This is a genomic window from Bradyrhizobium sp. SZCCHNR1015 (assembly GCF_032489875.1).
Lineage (GTDB): Bacteria > Pseudomonadota > Alphaproteobacteria > Rhizobiales > Xanthobacteraceae > Bradyrhizobium.
Genome location: NZ_JAUEYW010000007.1, coordinates 96151 through 118826, shown reverse-complemented (window position 1 = coordinate 118826; position 22676 = coordinate 96151). Strand labels below are relative to the sequence as shown.

Genomic DNA, 22676 nt, shown 5'->3' with positions numbered 1-22676 from the left:
TCAGACGTGGACCTGCGTCTGGGCGTGGCTGTTGTCGAGGATCATCTTGATGACGTCGTCGCCGCCCGTGAGGTTGGTGCCGGTGTCCTTGATGGTCGCCACATTGGTCCAGCCGGAGCCGGTATTGACCTGCAGCGTCAGGTCGCCGTTGTTCAGCACGCCGCTGCCATTGGCCGAGGCGAGGCTGGAGTGCCCGCCGCCGTCGACGAAGCGCACCGCGTCGGCGTGGTTGCCGGACACGCTCGCCAGCAGGCCGGAGAGGTCGATGACGTCGCCGGAGGTGCCCGTCTGGAAGTCCAGGATGGTGTCGAGGCCGCCGCCGGCCAGGTCACCGGCGTTCCACTTGAACGTATCCGAACCGCCGTTGCCGGTGAGCTGGTCGGAGCCGGCGCCGCCGATGAGAACGTCAGCGCTGCCCGACCCGATGATCGTATCATTGTAGTTCGATCCGATCACGCCTTCCATATTCTTGTAGCTGTCCGTGCCGAGACCGGGAATGGACACGTTCGTGGCGGTCGAGCTCTGAGTCAGCGTCAACGTAAAGCCGGCCGTCGCGTCGGAGAAATCGAGCAGGTCGATCCCTGCCCCGCCGTCGATGGTGTCGTTGCCGCCACCGCCGCGGATGATGTCGTCGCCGTCGCCGCCATTGATCGTGTTGGCAGCACTGCTGCCGATCAGGATGTCGTCGCCCGAGCCACCGGTCACGCGCTCGATGTTGGCGATCGAGCTGAAGCCGGTGGCGGTGCCGGCTCCGAGATTGACCGTCACGTCATCGCTGGTGATATAGGTCAGCGTGTCACTGCTGCTGCCGCCGAGATCGGCGGTCACCGCCTCGATATTGCTGAGCTTGGTTCCGTTGACGTCGGTGATGACGCCGCCGGCCAACGTGACGTAGATCAGATCCTGCGACGACGTCCCCTCGATGACGAACGTATCAGTGCCAGTGCCGCCGTCGACGATGTCGACGCCGTCATTGACGCCCCAGTAGAAGGTGTCGTTGCCCGAGCCGCCGATCGTGACGTCGTTGCCGCTGCCGCCCCGGATCGAGTCGTTGCCGGCGCCGCCATTGATGTAGTCGTTGCCGGCGCCGCCGAGCAGCGTGTCGTTGCCGCCGAGGCCGTAGATGCCGTCATCGTCGGCGCCGCCATTGAAGTTGTTGCCGCCGCTCGACCCGATCATCACGTCGTAGCCACCGTTGGCGTTGGCCTCGAGCGGGTTGTCGACCGTGGCGGTGATCGCGTCGCCGTCATTGGCGCTGTAGCCGGACAGCCAAGGTGCCGAGCCGGTCACATAGGACTTGTCCGACAGCGAGTTGATGGTGAGATTGAAGGCGCCATTGTCGAGCGCGTTGAAGGCCAGATAGGTCGACACGGACGACACCGAATCGGTGGCCGTGACCTTGTAGACGTACAGGCCCGCGTCGTTGTTGTTCGGATCTCCAGTGAACTGATTGCCGGTCCGGTGGATCCAGCTGTCGTCGCCGGTCGAGCTGTAGACGAGGCTGTAGGTGTAGGTGACCGTCCCCGTTCCGCCTGAGAACAGCGTCGCCGCATCCAGGCTGATGACGTTCGGCGAGTCGGTGTTCTTCGACAGCGCATAGCGTCCATCGGCACTCGTGGTGTCCACAACCGACAGCGGCGCGGGCTCATTCGTGCCGTTGATGGTCACGTCGATGACCTGGCTGGCCGTGCCGTCGACCGACTTCACCGTCAGCGTGTCGTGCTTGACGTCGCCATTGTTGAGCGCCTGCACGTTGGCCGCCGAGTTGTTCAGCGTATAGCCCCAGGCCCCGGTCGCCGCATTGAAGGTGAAGGTGCCATACGTCCCTGCCAGCGACGCCGGCGTCTGGAACTGGGCTTCGCCGCTGTCGACGTCGGCAACCGTCAGGGTGCCGCCGGCCGTGAGCGTGCCGTCCTCCTTGACCGTCCCGCTTGCCGTGCCGGTGATCGACGCCGCATCGTTGACGCCGTTCACCGTGACGGTGACGGTCTGCATCGTCGTCCCGCCATGGCCGTCGTCGATCTTCACCGTGTAGACCTGATCGATGTGGTCGCTGGCGCGCAGCGACTGGATGTCGGCGTCGTTGACGCTGAACGTCCAGTTGATCTTATGACCGGTATTGTCGACCGTGGCGTTGAACGAGCCGTAGTAGTTGCTGCCCGCCGGGGTCGTGGTGGTCACCGTCTGGGCGTCGCCGTCCACATCGGTGAAGGCGATCGCGCCGGACGCCTTCTCTACGCCCGGCGTCAGGGCCGTGCTCGGTTGCACCGAAATGTCGTCGATGACCGCGCCGCCCGCGCTCGCGAACTTGATGGTCATCGACGTCGAGGTTGCCGTGAACTGGTAGGTCTGCTCCGTCCAGCCGAGGTTCCAGGCGCCCGTCGTCAGAAGGGTCGTTCCGTCGACGCCTGACGTCACGGCCGTGCCGTAGGTCATCACGTAGAAATCGACGGTATAGGTCATGCCGACGACGGTGCTGATGGTCTGGCTCATCGAGCTCGATGCGCCGTAGAAATCGGCCGAGCCGCCGTCGGTGCGGCCGCCCACGACGGTGACGGCATGGGCGCCCCCGACCGTCCACGCATCCAGCGTGTAGAAGTTGCCGTTGTAGTAGCCGAACGAGCCGTTCTGGATCAGGTTGCCGGCCGGGGCCGCATACGAGGCGTCCTCGGTGACGCTCGCCGTGGTCGTGCCCGCTCCGAAGGTCGGCGCGTGGTTCGGCGCGGTGACCGAGCCGGTCTGGCCGCTGGTCACGTTCTCGGCAAAGCCCTGGCCGTCGGTGTAGGTGACGTTGGCCGAGATCTTGTGGCCGACGTCGTTGGACCCCAGCGTGTAGGTCGAGCCCGTCGCGCCGTTGATGACGGCGCCGTCCCGCAGCCAGTGATAGACGACGTTCGACGCGGCACCATCCGGATCGCTGCCGAGATTGGCGGTCAGCGTCTGGCCCTGCGTCGCCGCGCCCGACACGGTCACCGCCGCAGCGCCGTCGTTGACCGGCGTGATCGTCAGCGTGAAGGCGTCAGAGGCGGCATACTCGCCGTCGCTGGCATAGACAGTGACGTTGACCGCGCCGGCGAAATTTGCCGGCGGTGTACCGCTGAAGGTACCCGTCGTCGCGTCGAAATGCAGCCACGCCGGCAGGGCGCTACCGTCGCTCAGGTTCGCCGACAAGGTCAGCGGACCATTGCTGCCGTCGAAACGTCCATCGACGTCGGCGAAGGTGTTGGACGGGATGGCGAAGCTGAACGGCTGGTCTTCCGCCGAGCTGCGGTCGGCCAGCGCGTTCTGCAAGGTCGGCGCGTCATTGTTGCCGATGATCTGGATCGTCACCGTCTTGGCGGTGCCGTCCTCGGTATAGACCGTGAAACTGTCGGTCAGCGTGGTCTGGTTTTCCTTCAGCGCCTGGACGGTCGGATTGTTGTTGTAGAGCCCGTAGGTCCACTTGCCGTCGCTGCCGATGTCGAACCAGCCGTAGCCATTGGCCGTGTTCGAAGAGGCCGCCTGCCACACGTCGTTGTGACCGTCGACGTCGGTCGAGTTGAGGTCGCCGCGGGCGATGCCGTAGAGTGGGCTGCTCTGGCTGTTGGCGATGCCGCCCTCCTCGGCGATCGTGCCGGTGGCGTCGCCGCTGATCACGGCCGCGTCGTTGACGCCGGTGACCGTGATCTTCAGCGTCGCGGTGTTCGACACCGCGCCCGACGGATCCTTGTCGGTATAGGTGAAGGTGTCGACGGCGTTGACGCCTGCGGCCAGCGCGTCGGCCTTGTCGGCCACGTAGGTGTAGGAGCCGTCCGAATTCAGCGTCAGATGGCCGTAGGCGCCCTCGATCGAGGTACCGATGCCCGTGCCCTGCGTCACGCTGCCGGTGCCGGCAACGACACCGGAGACGACCAGCGAGGACGTCCCGCTATCGACGTCGCTGTCGGCGACCGAGCCGCCGGTCGTACCGCGGACGACGCCATTCGCAGCCGCGATGTTGAGCGTGCCATCCTCAAGCACCGCGTTGGTGTCGGAGTTCGCCACCGGCGGGTGATTGGCGGGGATGACATCGACGCTGACCGTCTGCGTGGCACTCAGATCGCCGCCGCCGACATTGCCGTTGTCGTTGATGGTGATCGTGACCGATCCCGGATGGTCGCTGTTCGGCGTGAAGACGGCGGACGCCAGATAGGTGTTCAGATCGCTGATCTTGAACCCGCTCATCGTGAGCGTCTGGCTGGCATCGAAGACGCCGAGTGACGGAATGGATAGCGTGCCGCCGGAAATGTCGAACTTCACGAACTCGACGACATCGCCGTCCGCGTCGGAGAAGGTGATCGCGTTGGCGCCGGTGAAAGCGAACGCGACGCCCTCATTGGCGGTCACGTGCGCCGGGGCGTGGACCTCGGGCGCATCGTTCACCGGCGTCACGTTGATGGTCAGCTTGCCGATGTCCGTCTGTCCGGCCGCATCACGCACCGTGTAGTCCACGGTATCCGCGCCGTAGAAATCGGCCTTGGGCTTGTAGACATAGGTGCCGTCGGCATTGAAGTGGATGGTGCCGCCCTTGGCCGTCGTGAAGTCGCCCGCCACCACGCTCAGCGTGTCGCCCGTGTCCGGGTCGCGATCGTTGTGCAGAACGCCCTGCACCGGATTGGACACCGTCAGCGTCGTGTCCTCGTTCACGCTGGCTGTGTCATCCACGGCCGTGGGGGCATCTTCGATCGGATTGATGTTGATCGTGATCGTCTGCGTCGCGCTGAGATTGCCGCCGCTGCCGGTATTGCCGTTGTCGTTGATGGTGATCGTGACCGATCCCGTCGTGTCGTTGTCGGCGGTCGGCGTGAACACGGCGGAGGCCAGATAGGTGTTCAGATCGCTGATCTTGAACCCGCTCATCGTGAGCGTCTGGCTGGCGTCGATGACGCCGAGTGACGGAACGGACAGCGTACCGCCGGAGATGTCGAACCGCACGAACTCGACGACGTCGCCGTCCGCATCGGAGAAGGTGAACGCGTTCGCGCCGGTGAAGGCGAATGGCGTATCCTCGTTCGTCGTCACCTGCGCCGGCGCATGGATCTGCGGCGCGTCGTTGACCGGGGTCACCGTAACGTCGATCGTCTGCAGCGCGGTGTTGGCGACATCGGTATGGACGTTGCCGTCCGACAACGTGGCGTGGTCGGTGACCTCGGCGACGACCGACAATGAGAACGTGCCGTTGTAGTTTGCGGGCGGCGTGACCTGCAGCGGATGGCTGTCGAACGCGGCAATCGCTGCAGCGTCGTCGATCACCCATTTGCCGGCGTCGGCGCCGGTTCCCGCATGGCCGACCGAGAAGGTCGCCCCGGCCGGATAGCCCGAAATCAGCAGCCGCACGCTTTCGGAGCCGTCGGTATCGGTGACGGCGGCGCTGATGAGCTTCAGGTCGATCGTCTGATCCTCGGCGCCCGAGGCCGGGCCGAGGTCCATGAAGCTCAGCGTCAGCGAGTCGGCCTTCGGCGCGACGTCGACCGTGACATGCGCGGTCGCGGTGCCGCCATCGCCGTCGCTGACCGTGTAGTCGAAGCCGGCAACGCCGGAGAAGTTCTTGTCCGCCGTGAACACCGGGTTGCCGTTGCTCAGCGACACCGAGCCATGCGTCGCGTTCGACACGCCGGTGACGGTCAAGGTGTTGTTGTCGACGTCGGTGTCGTTGTTGAGAAGGCTGAGCAGCGCGTTGACCGTGAGCGGGCTGTCTTCGCTCGCTTGCACCACATCGTCGTGCGCCACCGGCGGCGTGTTGAAGACGCCGGTCAGCGTGCGCGTACCGTCGGTGAAGGCAAAGCTCTCGTAGTTGGTAAACGTGTCGGTCAGGCCGTTGTGGGTGACCTGCACGCCGATCAGCGTCACGCCGTCCGTCGCGAACACCTTGGTGTAGGTCGCGTCGGCAAACTTGAAGCCGAACTTGACGGTGTCGCTGTCGGCGCCGCCGTCGGACACGACGCTGGTGTTGCCGGCAAACCGGACAAGATCCAGCGTGTCGTTGCCGGAGCCGCCGTTGAACACGATGGTCGACGGCGCGATCGCGGTGCCGCTGATATCGGTGATCGTCACCGTGTCGCTGGCGGTGCCGCCGGTGATGGTGATGCGCTCGATCTCGTCGGCGCGGATGGTCGCGCCGTTCGGACCGTCGTAGCGCACCAGAATGTCGGTGGCGTTGCTGGCCGAGGGGTCGTTCAGCGTCGGATTGATCTCGGTGCCGGTCGAGGTCTTGCCGATGGTGAAATTGCGGGCATTGGCATCGCCGGTGATCGCGAGCACGTCGTAGTTCGGATAGGCCGCGCCGGACTCCGAGCCGCCGTCGACGACGTCGCTGCCGTCGCCAACGGTGTACAGGAAGGTGTCGTTGCCGGCGCCGCCGAACAGCCGGTCGTCGCCTGCCCCGCCCTTGATGACATCGTTGCCAGCACCGCCATACAGCGCATCGGCGCCGCTGCCGCCGACCAGGATGTCGTCGCCGCCGGAACCGTGGGCCTCGGTCACGCCGCCCAGCTTGTCGGTGCCGACGACCTTGTCGGTCACCGAGGCACGGTCGGTCACGCTGTGGGCGCCGACCGTCTCGCCGAGGACCGTCGCCGAGCTGTCGCCGAGATTGACGAACACCGGCGAATTCGGCGCGTCATAGCGCGTCGTCGTCACGGTGCCTGCGGCATCGACCCGGATGGTGAAATTGTTGGTGAAGACGTCGTGGTCGCGATCCTCGACCGCGAACGCGAAGTTGAGGTCGAGATACTGATCGGCCGCGCTCGGGGTCCCGATCGGCGCGGGGTGATCGAGCGGCTGCAGCAGAATGAAGTTGTAGGAGCCGGTGCCGGCCTCCGACAGCGTCACCGTGAACACCGCCGCATCGGCGGCATTGCCCGTCACCTGGCCGTTCTGCCCGATATAGCTGCCACCGCTCATGCGATAGGCGGTCAGCGTCGTATGATCCGCCGACATCACATAGGTCAGGCCGAAGCCGAGCGAGGTCAGCCCGGAGAGCTGGTGATTGGCCGCATCGTAGACGCGGACCGGCGACGAGCCGAAGAAGGTCACCGACGGACCGGAGCTGTCGCCGTCGGCTCCGTAGGTGATGCGCAGATCGACCGCGCCGGTCGAGACATTGCCGGCCGCCTCCGAGACCGCGACAATGTCGACATCCTGCGACTGCGGGGCATCGTCGTTGACGGTGATGATGATCTGGTCGTGCAGCGCGACGGAATCGCCGTCCGAATCGGTGGCGGTCACCGCGGTCGACAGATCGAGCGTGAGCGCGTTGTCATGGCCGGTGCCGACGTGGTCCAGCGCGCCCTTCAGACGGAACGAATACTGCCCGGTGTTGGGGTCGACCTGGAACTCGAAGATCGTAACCCCGCCGGCCTTGGCGATCAGCGTGTTGTCGACGCCGATGCTGTAGGTCAGCGCTACGCCGCTCGACGTCAGCGACAGCAGCTCGGGCGCGAGGTTGGTCTTCTCGACCGTATAGGTGCCGGGCTTGTCGGCGCCGAACGACACCAGCGAGCTCAGATTGCCTGTGAAGTAGGAGTCGTTGCCGTTGCCGTCCCCGTTGAGGTCGCCGCCATGGTTGCCGGTGGCGGTCACCACCGTGCCGTTCGGCAGCTCGCTCTCGTAGACACTGGCTCTCAGCACCGCCGCGGTCGCGACAGGCGTGTCGTCGTCGATCGTCACCGCGAACGAGGAGCTGGCGCTGTCGCCATCCGCATCGGTGGCGGTGAAGCCGAAGCTCAGCTTGACGTCGTTCTCGTTCTGGCCGGCCGGATGATCGACATGCTTCAGCAGCGTGAAGCTGTAGCTGCCCGCGCCGGAATCATCGAGCGAGACCTTGAACACCTGGTTGGCCGCCGATGGCGGATTGCCGTTGGTCGGATTGCTGCCGGTGTAGCCATAGACCGTATTGCCGACGACCCAGAGCTTGACCTGGACGCCCTCGACCGTCAGCAGACCGGCGTCCGAGGTGGCGTTCTGGCCGTTGGTGATGCCGCTGAACGCGACCGCGCGATTCACGCTGCCGCTGTTGTTGTCGTCGGCGCCCCAGGAGATCGCCAGCGAACCGTTGGCCGTGACATTGGCGCCGGCGACGTCGCCAGTCGCCGCTCCGGTGTTGCCGCCGGAAAGACCATCCTCGTCGACGGTCCCGGCGTCAGCCGTGCCGATCGCAGGCCGGCCGTTGTCGTCATTGATGGTGACAGTGAAGTTGCCGCCCGAGGCGGTGTCGCCGTCGGCGTCGGTCGCGGTGAAGCCGAGCTTCAGCGACAGCGCGTTGGTCTGGCCCGAGCCAACGTGATCGACATTGTCCAGGAGCTCGAAGGTATAGCTGCCCGAGCCATCGTCGGACAGCGTGATGTGGAACACCTTGCGGTCGTTCGTCGTGAGCTGGCCGCCATTGTCGTTGGCGACGCCCCAGATCTCGGTGTCCGACACGCGGATGAACTGCACCGCCGTGCCGTTCGAGGTCAGGGTCGGGCTGCCCGCGCCGGTGGTCTTGACCACATCGCCGGTATGGATCGCGCTGTCGAACGCCACGCTGCGATTGGCCGCGCCCGAATTGTTGTCGTCGGCGCCCCAATTGATGTTGAGCGCGACATTGGCCGCGGTCTGGGTCTGGAACACCTCGGACCCGGCTGATCCCGTGGTGTTCTCGGTCAGCGTCGCGGCGGCCGCCGAACCGAGCACCGGCACGTCGTCCTTGACCGAGACCGTGAAGCTGTTGCTGGACGTGTCGCCGTCGCCGTCGGTCGCCGTGAAGCTGAAGGACAGCTTGACGATGTTCTCGCCGCTGCCGGCGGGGTGATCCAGGGTGCCGAGCAGCTTGAAGCTGTAGGAGCCGTCGTTCTGGTCGCTCAGCGACACTTCGAACACGCGGGTGCCGTGAGCGAGATCGCTGCCGGTGTAGCCGACGAGCACGCCGTTCTCGAAGCTGTACTTCACCGTCTGGCCGTCCGACGTCAGCGTCAGATTGTGGCCCGCGCTGTCCTCGGCGTCGACATTCGCGCCGGCGCTGGTGTAGCGGAAGGTGACCGAGCGGTCGCCGAGCCCGCCGCCCGCGGTCTTGTTGCTGTCGTCGGACCCCCAGCTGATGTTGAGGTCGCCGCTGACCGAGGTCGACTCCTTGGAGGAATCGGTGCCGCTCGGCAGATCGTCCTCGTCGACGGTCCTGGCGTCGCCGGCCGCCGCCACCGGCGCGGTGTCGAGCACGGTGACCTTGAAGCTGCTGCTGACGCTGTCGCCGTCGGAATCGGTGGCCTTGAAGCCGAAGGTCAGCGGCAGGCTGGTGCCGTTCTGGCCGGACGCCGGGTGGTCGATGTTGTCGTACAGCGTGAACTTGTAGCTGCCGTCGCCAGTGTCGGACAGCTGGATGGTGAAGACGGTGCGGTGATCCGCGGTGACCGCCGTCAGCAAGGTGCCGTCGCCGGAGATCGTGTAGCTGATCGCCGAGCCGTCGGAGGTCAGGCCCGTGGCGCCGGCGACGGTGGTAAAGGCCACCGCGCGGTTGTGCCCGACACCCGTATTGTTGTCGTCGGCGCCCCAGGAAATGGCGAGGCTGCCGGTCTGGACCGTCGAGTTCGACGCATCCGGGTGGCTCGTGTCGTAACCGTCGGTCGGCAGATTGGCCTCGCTGACGGTCTCGTCCTCGGCGCAGCCGACGGTCGGCACGTCGTCGGTCACCGCAACCGTGAAGCTGCTGGTGGCGCTGTCGCCGTCGGAATCGGTGGCCTTGAAGCCGAAGCTCAGCGCCAGGCTGTCGGCACCCGACTTGCCATGGTCGAGGTTGTCGAGCAGCGTGAACTTGTAGCTGCCGTCGCCGTCATCGCTCAGCGTGACGGTGAACACCGTGCGGTGATCGGTAGTGACCGCGCTCAGCGTGGTGCCGTCGGATGAGACCACATAGCTGATTGCATAGCCGTTCGACGTCAGCCCTGCCGGTGCGGTCGTGTCGAAGAACGCCACCGAGCGGTTGTTGGTCGCGCCGGAATCATTGTCGTCGGCGCCCCAGGAAATCGCGAGATGCCCGGTCTGCACGGTCGAGTACGGCGAATCCGGGAACAAGACGTCGTAGAGATCGGTCGGCAGGTTGGATTCGCTGACCGTCTCGCTCTCGGCGTGCCCGATCGTCGGGACGTCGTCGACGACGGTGACGGTAAAGGTGCTGCTGCTCGCATCGCCGTCGGAATCGGTCGCCGTGTAGTCGAAGGTCAGCTTGACGACGTTGCTGCCCTGCCCCGCCGGATGATCGAGATTGCCGAGCAGCTTGAATGTGTAGGTGCCGGTGCCGTCGTCATCGAGCGAGACCTCGAACACGCGCTGACCGGAATTGAGGCTGTTGCCGGTGTAACCGACCAGCACGCCATGATCGAAGGCGTATTTCACCTGCTGACCGTCCGACGTCAGGCCGCTGAGACCGACATCGCTGCCGTTGGTCACATGGACGTCGGCGGCGGCGTTGGACGTGTTGGTGAAGCGGACCGAGCGATCGGCTGCGCCGTTGTCGTTGTTGTCGGCACCCCATTTGATGTTGAGCGCGCCGGTCACCTGGGGATCATGGCTGCCGCCATCATGACCGCCGAAATCGGGGCCGCAATCGCCGCCGCCGGCGTTGAGATCGGCTTCGTTGATGCTCTTGGCCGTCCCGGTATGCGCCTCCGGGCTGTCGTCGTTGACGCTGACCTTGAACGTGCCGCCGATCTGATCGCCGTCGGAATCGGTGGCGACGTATTTCAGAGTCAGCGCAATGCTGTCCTCGGTGTTGGGCACCGGGTGGTCGAGATTGTCGAGCAGCGTGAAGGTGTAGGAGCCCGAATCGAGATCGGACAGCTTCACCGTGAACACGGCGGCATTGGCCTTGTTGCTGGTCCAGTTGCCGTTGCCGTCGATGTAATGCTGTCCGTCGAAGCGGTAGGCCGTGATCAGCGTGCCGCCTTCGCTGACGGCGTAGGACAACGCGACGCCGTTCGACGTCAGGTGCTGCGCGGCGAGCGAGGAGGTGGCGTCGGAGGCGAAGGTGACGGCGCGGTCGCCGTTCACCGGTGACGCACCGGTGATCCCGACATTGCCGAGATTGTTGGCGCTGTCGGCGCCCCAGGAGATGCCGAGAGCACCCGTTGCGACGGTGTTCTGGCCGGGAACGTCGCCAGGCCCGCCCGGGAGCCCGGTGGCAAGCCCGTCCTCATCGACCACGCCAGTCGCAATCTCCCGGTTCAGCACCGGCGCGTCGTCGTTGATCTTGATCTTGAAGGTGTCGGAGACCGCATCGCCATCCGAATCCGTGGCGACGAAGCCGAGGGTGAGCGTGACGTCGTCCTCGGTATTGTGGCCCGGATGATCGATGTTGTCGATCAGCGTGAAGCTGTAGGACCCCTGCCCCTGGTCGGACAGCGACACCGTGAACACCGCGGCCTTGGCCGGATCGCCGGTTGCATGGCCCTGGCCGTCGACATAGGTGTGATGGGCTTCATCGTAGCGGTAGGCCGTCAGCAGCGTGCCATCGGCTGACACGGTGTAGCTCAGCGCCACGCCGTTCGACGTCAGATGCTGTGCGGTGAGCGTCGAGATCACGTCGGAGGCGAAGGTCACGGCGCGGTCGCCGTTCACCGGCACCCCGTTGATGCCGCCGTCGACATGGCTGTTGGCGCTGTCGGCGCCCCAGCGGATGCCGAGGAAATCGGTCACCGTCAGATTGGCGCCCGCAGCGTCCTTGCCGTCCGAATAGGAGTTGCCGGGATTGCCGAGACCGTCCTCGTCGACCACCGAGTAGCTGACGCGCTCGCCGAACACCGGGGCGTCGTCATTGACCTCGACATTGAAGCTGCCGTGGATCGCATCGCCGTCGGAATCGGCGGCGACGAAGCTGAAATTCAGCCCCTGATTATCCTCGCTGCCGTGGACCGAGTGATCGAGATTGCCGGTGAGATTGAAGGTGTAGGAGCCGTTGTCCTGGTCCGACAGCGACACGGTGAACACCGTGGCGCTGGCGAGGTCCTCCGTCGGCTTGCCGTTCGCGTCGACATAGGTCTCGTGGGCGGCGTCGTAGCGATAGGCGGTCAGCAGCGTGCCGTTCTCGGAAACCTGATAGCTCAGCGCCGTTCCGTTCGACGTCAGCCCCAGATCCTCGAGCGAGGACACGGCGTCGGCGGCGAAAGTCACGGCGCGATCACCCTTGACCGGGGCGCCATCGATGCCGCCGTCGACATGGCTGTTGGCGCTATCGGCGCCCCACAGGATCGCGAGCGACCTGGTCACCGTCAGATCGGCGCCCACGACGTCGCTGCCGTGCGGATAGCTGTCGCCGGCATTGCCGAGGCCGTCCTCGTCGACGACGCCGGCGCTCGGCGCATCGCCGAACACCGGGGCGTCGTCATTGACCTTCACCGTGAAGCTGTCGGTGACCGCGTCACCGTCCGAGTCGGTGGCGACGAAGCCGATATTGAGCGTGATGTCGTCCTCGGTGCCGTGCACCGGGTGATCGAGATTGCCTTTCAGCTCGAAGGTGTAGGAGCCGTGGTCCTGATCGGACAGCGACACGGTGAACACCGTCGCATGGGCCGAATCCGTCGGCTTGCCATCCGCGCCGACATAGGTCTCGTGCTCGGCGTCGTAGCGATAGGCCGTCAGCAGCGTGCCGTTCTCGGACACGACATAGGTGAGACCGAAGCCGTTCGATGTGAGATTCTGGGCGTCGAGCGTCGCGACCACGTCGGCCGCGAAGGTCACGGCGCGGTCGCCGTTGACCGGCGTGCCATCGATGCCGCCATCGACATGGCTGTTGGCGCTGTCGGCGCCCCAACGGATGCCGAGCGTATCGGTGACCTTCAGGTCTTCGCCATAGGCGTCGCCGTCGTCCTTGTAGCTGTTGCCGGCGTTGCCGAGGCCGTCCTCGTCGACCACCGAATAGCTCGGCTTCTCGCCGAAGGTCGGCGCGTCGTCATTGACCTTCACCGTGAAGGTGTCGGTGATCGCATCGCCATCGGAATCGGTCGCGACGAATCCGATGTTGAGGGTGATGTCGTCCTCGGTGCCGTGCACCGGGTGATCCAGGTTGCCCGACAGCGCGAAGGTGTAGGAGCCGTGGCCCTGGTCTGACAGCGACACCGTGAACACCACGGCGCCCGACAGACCCTCGCCTTCCAGCGGCTTGCCGTTGGCGTCGACATAGGTCTCGTGCGCGGCATCGTAGCGATAGGCGGTCAGCACGGTGCCGTTCGCCGACACGTCATAGCGCAGGGCAAAGCCGTCGGAGGTGAGATCCTGCGCCTCGAGCGAGGCCACCACGTTCGCGGCGAAGGTGACGGCGCGGTCGCCGTTGACCGGCGTGCCGTTGATGCCGCCGTCGACATTGTTGTTGGCGTCGTCGGAGCCCCAGCGGATTCCGAGCGTATCGGTGACCGTCAGGTCCTCGCCATAGGCATCGTGGCTGTCGGCGTAGCTGTTGCCGGCATTGCCGAGGCCGTCTTCGTCGACCACCGAATAGCTCGGCTTCTCGCCGAAGCTCGGGCCGTCATCGGCGACGTTGACGGTGAAGGCGCTGTTGACGGGGTCGCCGTCGGCGTCGGTCGCGACCACCTTGAAGGTCAGCGGCAGCGACGCGTCGTTGGCGCCGTTGTGGTCGATGTTGTCGGACAGCGTGAAGGTGGCGCTGCCGGAGCCGGTGTCGGACAGCGACACGCTGAAGATGGTGCGCGCGCCCTCGCCCTCACCTGCCGTCGCGATGATCTCGGTGCCGTTGGCGGACAGCGTGTAGGAGATGGCCTCGCCGTTCGAGGTCAGGCCCAGCGCCTGCAGGGTCGCGATCTCGGACGCGTCAAACACCAGCGAGCGGTCGCCGTCGACCACGGCGCCGTTGGAGCCGCCATCGACCTTGCTGTTGCCGTTGTCGGCACCCCAGCCGATGTGGAGGTCCACGCTCGCGGTGGTCGGCTCGAAGCCGTCGCCGCCCGAGGGCTTGGCGTCGCCCACGATTTTGGCGCCGAGCTCGCTCTCCCCGCCGCCCTCACTGCCGCCGCCGGTGTGCTCGGCGACATTGATCGCCTCGACGGTGCCGGCGACCGGCGAATCATCGTTGATGCCGATCACGATCGTCACCGGCGCGGTGTCGCCGCTGCCGTCGATGGCGATGACGTTGAAGGTGAGGTTCAGCGTGTCTTCGGTGCCGAAGACCGGATGATCGAGCGGCAGCAGCAGCGTGACCGTATAGGTGCCAGCAATCGTCGAGTTGGCGTCGAGCGTGACGGTGAAGACGTGATTGGCGGTAATCGATGGATCGCTGCCGATATAGCCGATCAGCTCAGGCTGGCCGTTGACGGTGGTGATCGCAAAATGCACCTCCTGGCCGCCGGAGGTCAGTCCGGCGAGACCGGGCTGCGACGCCGCGAACGCAAAGGCGCGGCCGATCACGTCGGTGCCGAAGTCGACGTTGAGCGAACCGGTGAAGCTCGTCGCCACGCCGCCGATATCGCCGCTGCCGCCGGGCCGGCCTTCGGACAATCCGTCCTCGTTGAGCACGACGCTGTCGGCAACGCCGGCGATCGGCGTCGGATTCGGCGTTACCGGCCTGTCGCCGAATTGAGCGCCGATGTCTTCGGCTCCCAGCAGCCCCAGCGGCGTGCCGACAGTCAGCGGGTCGACCTTGAACGTTCCGAAGTTCGCGCCGGCAGGCACGCCCGGCGCTCCGGGCGTCCCCGCGGCCGGCAGCACCGACTGGTCGGTGGTGATCGGAAACAGTTCGGCAAACTGATCGCCATTGATGATTCGATCGGGGCCGACTTCGAAGCTGACGTCCTTCAGCGGGGCGCCGTTGGTGTCGAAAACCGGGTCGATCGAGACCGTCGACTGATTATCGAACAGGATGATCAGGCGGTTGCCGATCTTGACGAAGGTCAGCCGCTCGCTGGCAATGTCGCTGAAATCGATCTGGTTCGGGCCGTCGAGATGGACCGTGACGGCTTGGTTGCCCTGTGGCTTCCCGATCTTGAGGTGCTTGGCCGAGGCGCTGGATGGCTGCGTGGACGTGCCGGTCAACTGGGCCAGCAGGACAGGAGCATTCATGCGCCAAAACCTCCAAATATGGGGCGCTTTGGTGGCGCCCCATTTCTATCGTTAAACTATTATTAAACGAGAATACGGGTCAATATTACCGGTTCTTGTTAATCAGACTTTAGGGACTTTGGGTAAATGCAGTCAAGTGCAGCGGCATTTGCGAAGGTAAACAAGGCTGTGCCTATGCTTCCGCCTAAGGGGCGGAGCTGCCTGAACGACAAGAATAAATGGAGGCGAGGCCTGCAGAATTACTGCCAATTCGCAGTTATTCAATCGCGCAATACTCGGGGAACAACACGCACGCTGTTGGGAATAAGAGCTTGCCGCCATCAAACGGCCGAAATGGAACCGGCCTCTCGCGAATTATTTGCGAAAGGCAGGAATTATTCTTGAAGAGGATTGAAGTCGCGGCAGATTGCCTCAGATGCGACTGACGACGCAGGCCACCGGTTCGTATTTGCGGAAATACAACAAAGCCTGGTCACCGATGCCATCGAGCCACACCCCGCGGCCCGCATAGCGATAGCCGTCGCCCATCGGGACGAGACGAACTGGAATCGCGCGATGGGGATGGAGGTAGAGCTGTGCGGTGACGATCTCGCCCGGCGCAAGCACGGGGCGTGAGCGCAGCATGTAGCTGCCGCCATTCTCGCAGGCGATCGAAAACGCCGCGCCCGGCAGCATCACCGCGTGAGCCTGCGCGCGGCCGATGAATCCACCGATCGCCGACAGGGCCAATGCCCCGCAAACCATGACTTGCTTGATATTCACTGCGGCCCCCTGCGCGCCAGCTTCCCTGCGCGCATTAAGACCGCAAACGACTTCGGCTACAAGTCGTCCGCCTGCGACATTCAGAGCAGCAGCGGCCGTCCCGGATCCCGGCCGCCGCCGATATCGGCTTCCGCCGCCGGCGTGACGTCGCTCTCGCTCTCGTGGTGCGGACGCTCGGCATAGGGCGCCGCGAACAGGCTGACGCCGCGGTGATCGATGGCGAACAGCGGCATGAACGACTGCAGATCGCGGCCTTCCATCAGCGCGGCCCGCCGGTTGTCGAGCATGGACCATTTGCCGTCGAGCCGCACGGCGACGACGGCGTGATCCTGCCGCACGGCGAGGTCGCGGACCAGCAGCAGCTTGAGATCCGATTCGGGCGTTCCCGCCGCCAGCAGCAGCGCGTATTTGACGATCGCGTAATCCTCGCAGTCGCCGAGGCCGCTGCGCAAGGTCTGCAATGGCGAACTCCAGACGTCCGGCACGCCGTGTTGCTGGTCGTCGCTGACGTAGCGCACCGCCTGGTTGACGCCGCGATTGATCATTTCCGCGCGCGCGCGGCCGTCGCCAGCCGCAGCCGCCGACCGCGTCAGCGCGACGAAGATCCGCTCCGACGCCGAGCAGCGTGCGTCGTCGCCGTTGCAACGTTCGACCGAGATCCGCTCGCTTGCCATCGCGCCCTGGATGCCGCGCCATTTCACCCACAGCACGCCCTCGGGGGCACGGAACGTCATCAGGCCGAACGGCTCGTCGCTTGGCATCGCGACCGCTGGTGCCTGCGGGGCGTCGCTGACGACTCCGGCGCGCCCGGATGCATCGGTCGATGCGACTTCCACGGGTCCAGAGGCGGAGCGACGCAGGCCGTCATGCTTGGCGAGCACGGCATTGATGGTGAAGAAACGGACGGGCGGCGGCACCGGCAGCGCGCTATCCGCAGTGCCCTGCGCAGACCTGCGGTTTGAAGTCTCGGCAAATGCGGCGCCGGCGCAACCGGCCCCCACCGACAAGGCAAGCACAAGCCCCAGCGCACGCGGGAGAACCCGCGGCCGATCGATCCGCAACATCGGTGACGCCCCGTATGCTCCGGGGCATCGGCCGACGTCATCGCGTCGATCCCTGTCCCGGTCGTTATCGGATCAGGGATAGGGCCGGCGCTGCTTCGGGCCGGTTAAACCGCAATGATGTTCGCCGCCAAGCTGCGAACGCGACTAATCACGGCCAACCGAACCGTGTCGCATTTGAACGATTCAGATTCTGGTAACGCTGCCGGCCGCGCAGGGCGGGCCCTGATGAGCGCAGCGGCGCCGGTGGCACGCACGCCTGCGCGGAGCCCGTACCCCGCGCGGGCACACTGCTCCTTGCTCAGCGCTCGCGCAGCGCCTCGTCACGCAGCATGCGCGCGGGCTTGACCAGATAGTCCAGCACCGATTTCTTGCCCGTCAGGATCTCGACGGTTGCGACCATGCCCGGGAGGATCGGAAGCGGCTGCTGGGCGGTGCCGAGATGGTTCTTCTCGGTGCGCACCATCACGCGATAGAAGGTCTCGCCGCGCTCGTTCTTGTCGCCCTTCTCATCGGTGATCGTGTCGGCGCTGATGCGCTCGACGCGCCCGTGCAACGAGCCGTACACAGACGAATCATAGGCGCTGAGCTTGACCACCGCCTCGTGGTTGGGGCGGATGAAGGCGATGTCCTGCGGACGGATGCGGCCCTCGACCAGCAGCGTGTCGTCGAGCGGCGTGATCTCCATCAGGCTGGCGCCCGGCGCGACCACGGCGCCGATGGTGGTGACGTTGAGCTTGTTGACGATGCCGCGCACCGGCGAGCGCAATTCGGTGCGCCGTACCCGGTCCTGCGCCGACTTGATGTTCTCGTCGAGCACGGCGAGATCGCCGCGGGATTTCGCGAGATCGTCTTCGGCCTGGGCGCGAAAGGCGGTGACGATGTTGAGCCGGCGCGAGCGCGCCTCCTGCACCGCGGCCTCGGTCTTCACGATGCTCGCCTGCACCACCGCGAGTTGCCCGCGCATGTCGGTGGCCTGGCGGTCGGCACGCAGCATCTCGATCTCGGGCACCACCTTCTGGTCATAGAGCTTGCGGGTCAGACCCAGCTCGCGATTGAGCAGCGCCAGCGTCTCCGAGAAGCGCTTCTCGGTCGCCCTGAGCTCGTCGATCTCCTTGCTCTTCTGCTGCTCCTGCTGCTGCACCACGTCGACGTCCTGCGCGAGCTTGCGCGCATGCGCATCGAACACGGCACGCTCGCTCTGGACCGCGCGCGGGGCGTCGGCGACGAGGTCATCGGGAAACTCGACCGGGCTGCGGCCCTCGGTCTCCGCCGCGAGCCGGATCACCCGGGCGGCCATCGCGCCGCGGCGCTCGCGGATCTCGCCGAACTGCGAAGCAAAATTGGTGTCCTCGATCCGCGCCAGCGGCTGATCCTTGTCGACGATCGCGCCTTCCTGCACCAGGAGATCGGCAATGATGCCGCCTTCCAGCGATTGCACCACCTGGGTCTGGCGCGATGGCACGACCTTGCCGTTGCCACGCTTGACTTCGTCGAGCACGGCGAAATGCGCCCAGATCAGGAAGGTGAAGAACAGGCCGAGCGAAGCGAGCAGCAGCATCCGCGCTGTCTTCGGCGTGCGCAGCTCGACGGCAGCGCGGATGTCGTTGGAGAACGCGAAATCGCTGTGCGCCATGTCACCTCGTCCCCTGGACCGGCTTCGCGGTGTGGCTCGCGGCCGGCGCCGCCGCGGGCGGCTGCGGACGCAGCATGGTGAGGATCTGCGCGGTCGGCCCGTCGGCGACGATCTTGCCGGAGTCGAACACCAGGATGCGGTCGACGAGGGACAACAACGACGGCCGGTGGGTCGAGACGATGATGGACATCTCGCCCTTGGCCAGCAACTTCAGGCGCTCGAGGAATTCGCCCTCGCTGCGAACGTCGAAATGCGCGGTCGGCTCGTCGAGGAACAGCACGCGCGGCTTACGGATCAGCACGCGCGCCAGCCCGATCGCCTGCTTCTGCCCGCCCGACAGGCTGCGGCCGCCTTCGGCGATCATCATCTCATAGCCCTGCGGATGGCCCGCGATGAAGGTCTCGACGCCGGCGAGCCGCGCCGCCTCCAGCACCTCCTCATCGGTCGCTGCGGGGCGGCCGAGCGTGATGTTGTCGCGCAGCTTGCCGTAGAACAGGTCGGTGTCCTGCAGCACGAAGCCGATGCCGGCGCGCAGATCGGCCGGATCGTATTGCTGGATGTCGATGCCGTCGATCAGGATGCTGCCTTCGGTCGGCGGATAGAACGCGGTCGCGAGACGGCCGACCGTGGTCTTGCCGGAGCCGACGCGGCCGATGATGCCGATCTTCTCGCCCGGCTTGATGTCGAAGGAGACGTTGTCGAGCGCCTTGGTCTGGCTTCCCGGATAGGAGAAGCTGACATTCTTGAACTGGATGCGGCCCTGGTTGATCTCGCGCGCGACGTAGATCTTTTCCGGCGGACGCTCACGGTCCAGCGACATCAGCCGGTCGATCGAGCGCAGCGCCGACGTCGTCTGGGTGAAGCGCGTCATCAGGCCGGCGATGCCTGCGATCGGACCGAGCACGCGCCCCGACAGCATGTTGGCCGCCACCAGCGCGCCGACCGAGAGCTTGCCGTCGAGGATCAGGAACACGCCGACGACGACCAGCAGCAGGCTGCAGAACTGGCTCGCGACGCTCGCCGCGGTCATCGCCATCGACGCCCAGAACTGGACATCCTCGCTGGAGCGCGCCTGCGCCGCCACCGAGCGCTCCCACACCGTCTGCACCCGGCTCTCGCCGGCGACCGCGCGGACTGTCTCCATCCCGTTCAGCGATTCCACCAGGATGCCGTGACGCGCGGCGGATTGCGCCTGCATCTGCCGCATCGCGCGTTCGAGCGGCCGCTGGATCAGCAGTCCGACGGCAATCATCACCGGCAGCATCAGCAGCGGAATCCAGGCGATGGGACCCGCGATGATGAACAGCACGATGATGAAAACGACCGCGAACAGCATGTCGGTCGCCGAGACCACGGTACCGGACGTGAAGAACTCGCGCACCGAATCGAAGTCGCGGAGCTGGTTGGCGAGGATGCCGACCGATGGCGGCCGCTTGTCCATCTTCAGCGACATCACGTGCTCGAAGATGTTGGCGGCGAGCACCACGTCGATCTTCTTTCCGGTCATGTCGATGATGCGGCTGCGCACCACCTTGAGCAGGAAGTCGAATCCGATGGCCAGCATGAGGCCGACGCCGAGCGCGACCAGCGAGGGGATCGCGCCATTCGGAATCACCCGGTCGTACACGCTCATCGTGAACAGCGGCGCCGCCAGCGCCAGGATGTTGACGATGAATGCGGCGATCGCGACATGGCCGTAGTTGGCGCCGAAGCGGCTGACCACCGACCAGAACCAGTGCGTCTTCGACACCTCGCCGGCCGCCGCCACGCGCGGATCGACGACTGCGGCGGGCCGCACCAGATAGGCGAAGCCGACATATCGCGCCGCGACCGCCTCGAAGCGCTCGATCGCCGGCTGTTCGCGGCGCGAGGGATCGACGATGGTGAGACGGCCGGCGGCCTCGTCGATCGTCAGCAGGATGCGCGTGGTGCCGTCGTGAAACATCAGCACGCAGGGCAGCACCAGCGCGGGGATCTCGCTCAGCGGCCGTTCGACCAGTTGCGCCTCGAGCCCGGCCCGCTGCGCGGCGCGCTCGTACAGCGCGATGCTGAGCACGCCGCTTTCGAGCGGCAGTCCGGACAGCAGCGCGCTGCGGCTCAAGGCGCGGCCGTGATGAGCTGCGAGGTAAAGCAGACTGTCGCTGAGAGGATCAGCTGCCGGTACGGCTGTGCTCATCTGCGGCATCACATGCGCCGTCTCTTCGAGCTCGAACCTTGTCGGACGAATATTCAACAACGCCTCGGAAATCCATCTGGCCCAACGACCCACGCGGGCCTGCACCCATCGCTTCTTGCTAATAATTTGCTCTAGCCTAGTTCTTTGGCCTGCACCCGACTTTTTCGAGACTTTTACGGGTGTTTCTCGACAATCTCAGCGCAAAGTAAATGCATATGGTGAAAAGCCGGCGCGAGATGCACCGGCTTTTGTTAGTTGCAGCTATTTCGACGCGGGCCCGTTGGGGCTCTGAGCAAATCCGCCGTACTTTCCGGAGGTAACAAACAACGTCGTATCCTCGGGATCGCTCGAGGCCCACCGATCGCCAAAGGTAATCGGTGCAGGATGCTTCGGCGTACCATCATGCAGGCCGAACAGAGGCACCGGACCAGCAGAGCTCAGCGGCTGCGGTCCGGGCGCCGGCGCGCTCAGCCGAATGGGAGCCAGACTGTAGCCGATGAAGCCGCTCGGCGTATCCACCGGCTCGGTCTCCGGAGGATGCCCGGTCTTCAGGTAGTTCAGCATCTGGCCCATCGCGGCGAGCAGCTGATAGTCCGCGAACACCACCACACCGCGCGCAGACACCAGCGACACGTTGGCATTGAAGTATTGGTTCTGCGAGTTGAGGAGATCGATCAGCGTGCGCTGGCCGAGCTCATACTCCTTGTTGTAGGCGACGAAGGTGCGGCGGGCCGCTTCGACATCGCGGACGAGAGCCGAGACGCGATCAGCCGTGATGATCCGAGCCGCCCAGGCCTTGTCGATCGACTCCAGCGCATCGCGCTGCAGGCGAGCATGCTTCTGCTGCTCCTGGATCATCCGCTGCGCGGCTTCCTCGCGGCGCCAGCTGTTCTGGCCGCCGTTGAAGATATCCCAGGACGCAACGACCTTGCCGCTGACCTCGTCGTAACGATTGTTGTAGGTGATCGATTCCTTGCCGGTCGTCGCGCGGCCTTCCAGCGAAAGCGTCGGCAGGAAGGTGCCGGTGGTGGCATCGAAGCCGCGCTTGGCGGCCGTCACGTCCGCCGCGGCAGCGCGCAGCGTCGGATTGAACTTGTAGGCGATGTCGAGCGATTCCGCCTTGTCCCGCGGCATGTCCGACAGCCGGCCTGGGAAGCGCAGGTTATAAGGCTCGACGCCGACGACCTTGCGGTACTTCGCCCGCGCCACTTCGAGGCTGAGACGGAATTCTTCGAGCACGGCCTGTGCCGCCGCGACCCGCTCCTCCGCCTGCTGCGTGTCGCCCTCGCCGGCCCGGCCGCCCTGGAAACGGGCCAGCACGTTCTTGCGCAGCTCGAGATGAACCTTGAGGTTCTTGTCGGCCAGCGCGACCAGCCTGGAGTAGCGCACCACGTCGACATAGGCTTCGGCGGCATCGAGACCGATCAGCTCGGTTCGCTCCAGCACGCGGTACGCGGCGGCATCGACCCGCGCGGCCTGTCGCCACACTTCATTGATCGAGGAAAAACCATCGAACAGCAACTGGCGGACCACCACGCCGGCCTCGCGGCCGCGCAGGTAGCGGCCATTATTGCTCGGCGCCGGCGAGACATACTGCTTGAGCATCTCCGGCCCGGCGCTCGCGTCGAGCCGGACCTGCGGCAGCAGCGTACCCTGGGACTGGCGAAGCTCGGCTTCGGTGGCCCGCCGATTGGCTGCGGCCTCCCCGACGCCGGGATTGGTCTTCACCGCCTGGTTGATGGCATCCTGAATGGTGAACGGCTCAGCGCCCAATGCCGGGCTAAAGCTCATTCCCACAACGCATATCAAAATGGGTGTATATATGCTCTTGAACATACGGAACCGATAACAAACCCGAGATCGGCTCGCAACGCGACTCGCCACAGTTGCGGCGAAAAATCGACCGGTTGTGGCAGAATAGCTACGCTCCGCCATATTCTCCGGAGCGGAGATTTCAGAATCTGAAGCAAAATCAAAGCAGTGG

Annotated in this window: 6 protein-coding genes; all 6 read right to left on the bottom strand. The window is 65.4% G+C overall.

Annotated elements, in window-relative coordinates; translation table 11 throughout:
- Positions 1–15057 carry a VCBS domain-containing protein gene (locus tag QX128_RS13885; protein ID WP_316237704.1) on the bottom strand — a complete coding sequence of 5019 codons (15057 nt, stop codon included), beginning with the start codon at positions 15055–15057 and terminating at the stop codon, positions 1–3.
- A gap of 411 nt (positions 15058–15468) precedes the next feature.
- Positions 15469–15786: a hypothetical protein gene (locus tag QX128_RS13880; RefSeq protein WP_316237703.1), complete on the bottom strand. Its 318-nt coding sequence runs from the start codon at positions 15784–15786 to the stop codon at positions 15469–15471.
- A gap of 113 nt (positions 15787–15899) precedes the next feature.
- Positions 15900–16736 carry a transglutaminase-like cysteine peptidase gene (locus QX128_RS13875; protein WP_316237702.1) on the bottom strand — a complete coding sequence of 279 codons (837 nt, stop codon included), beginning with the start codon at positions 16734–16736 and terminating at the stop codon, positions 15900–15902.
- A 445-nt stretch (positions 16737–17181) separates the two neighbouring features.
- Positions 17182–18516 (bottom strand): HlyD family type I secretion periplasmic adaptor subunit, encoded by a 1335-nt coding sequence (locus tag QX128_RS13870; RefSeq protein WP_316177046.1) that lies wholly within the window; start codon positions 18514–18516, stop codon positions 17182–17184.
- Between the two features lies 1 nt (position 18517).
- A complete protein-coding gene (locus QX128_RS13865) occupies positions 18518–20701 on the bottom strand; it encodes a type I secretion system permease/ATPase (protein ID WP_410051411.1) in 2184 nt (727 codons plus the stop codon).
- A 252-nt stretch (positions 20702–20953) separates the two neighbouring features.
- Positions 20954–22483, bottom strand: coding sequence for a TolC family outer membrane protein (locus QX128_RS13860; protein WP_316237701.1), 1530 nt, complete (start codon positions 22481–22483; stop codon positions 20954–20956).
- Positions 22484–22676: the final 193 nt, after the last annotated feature.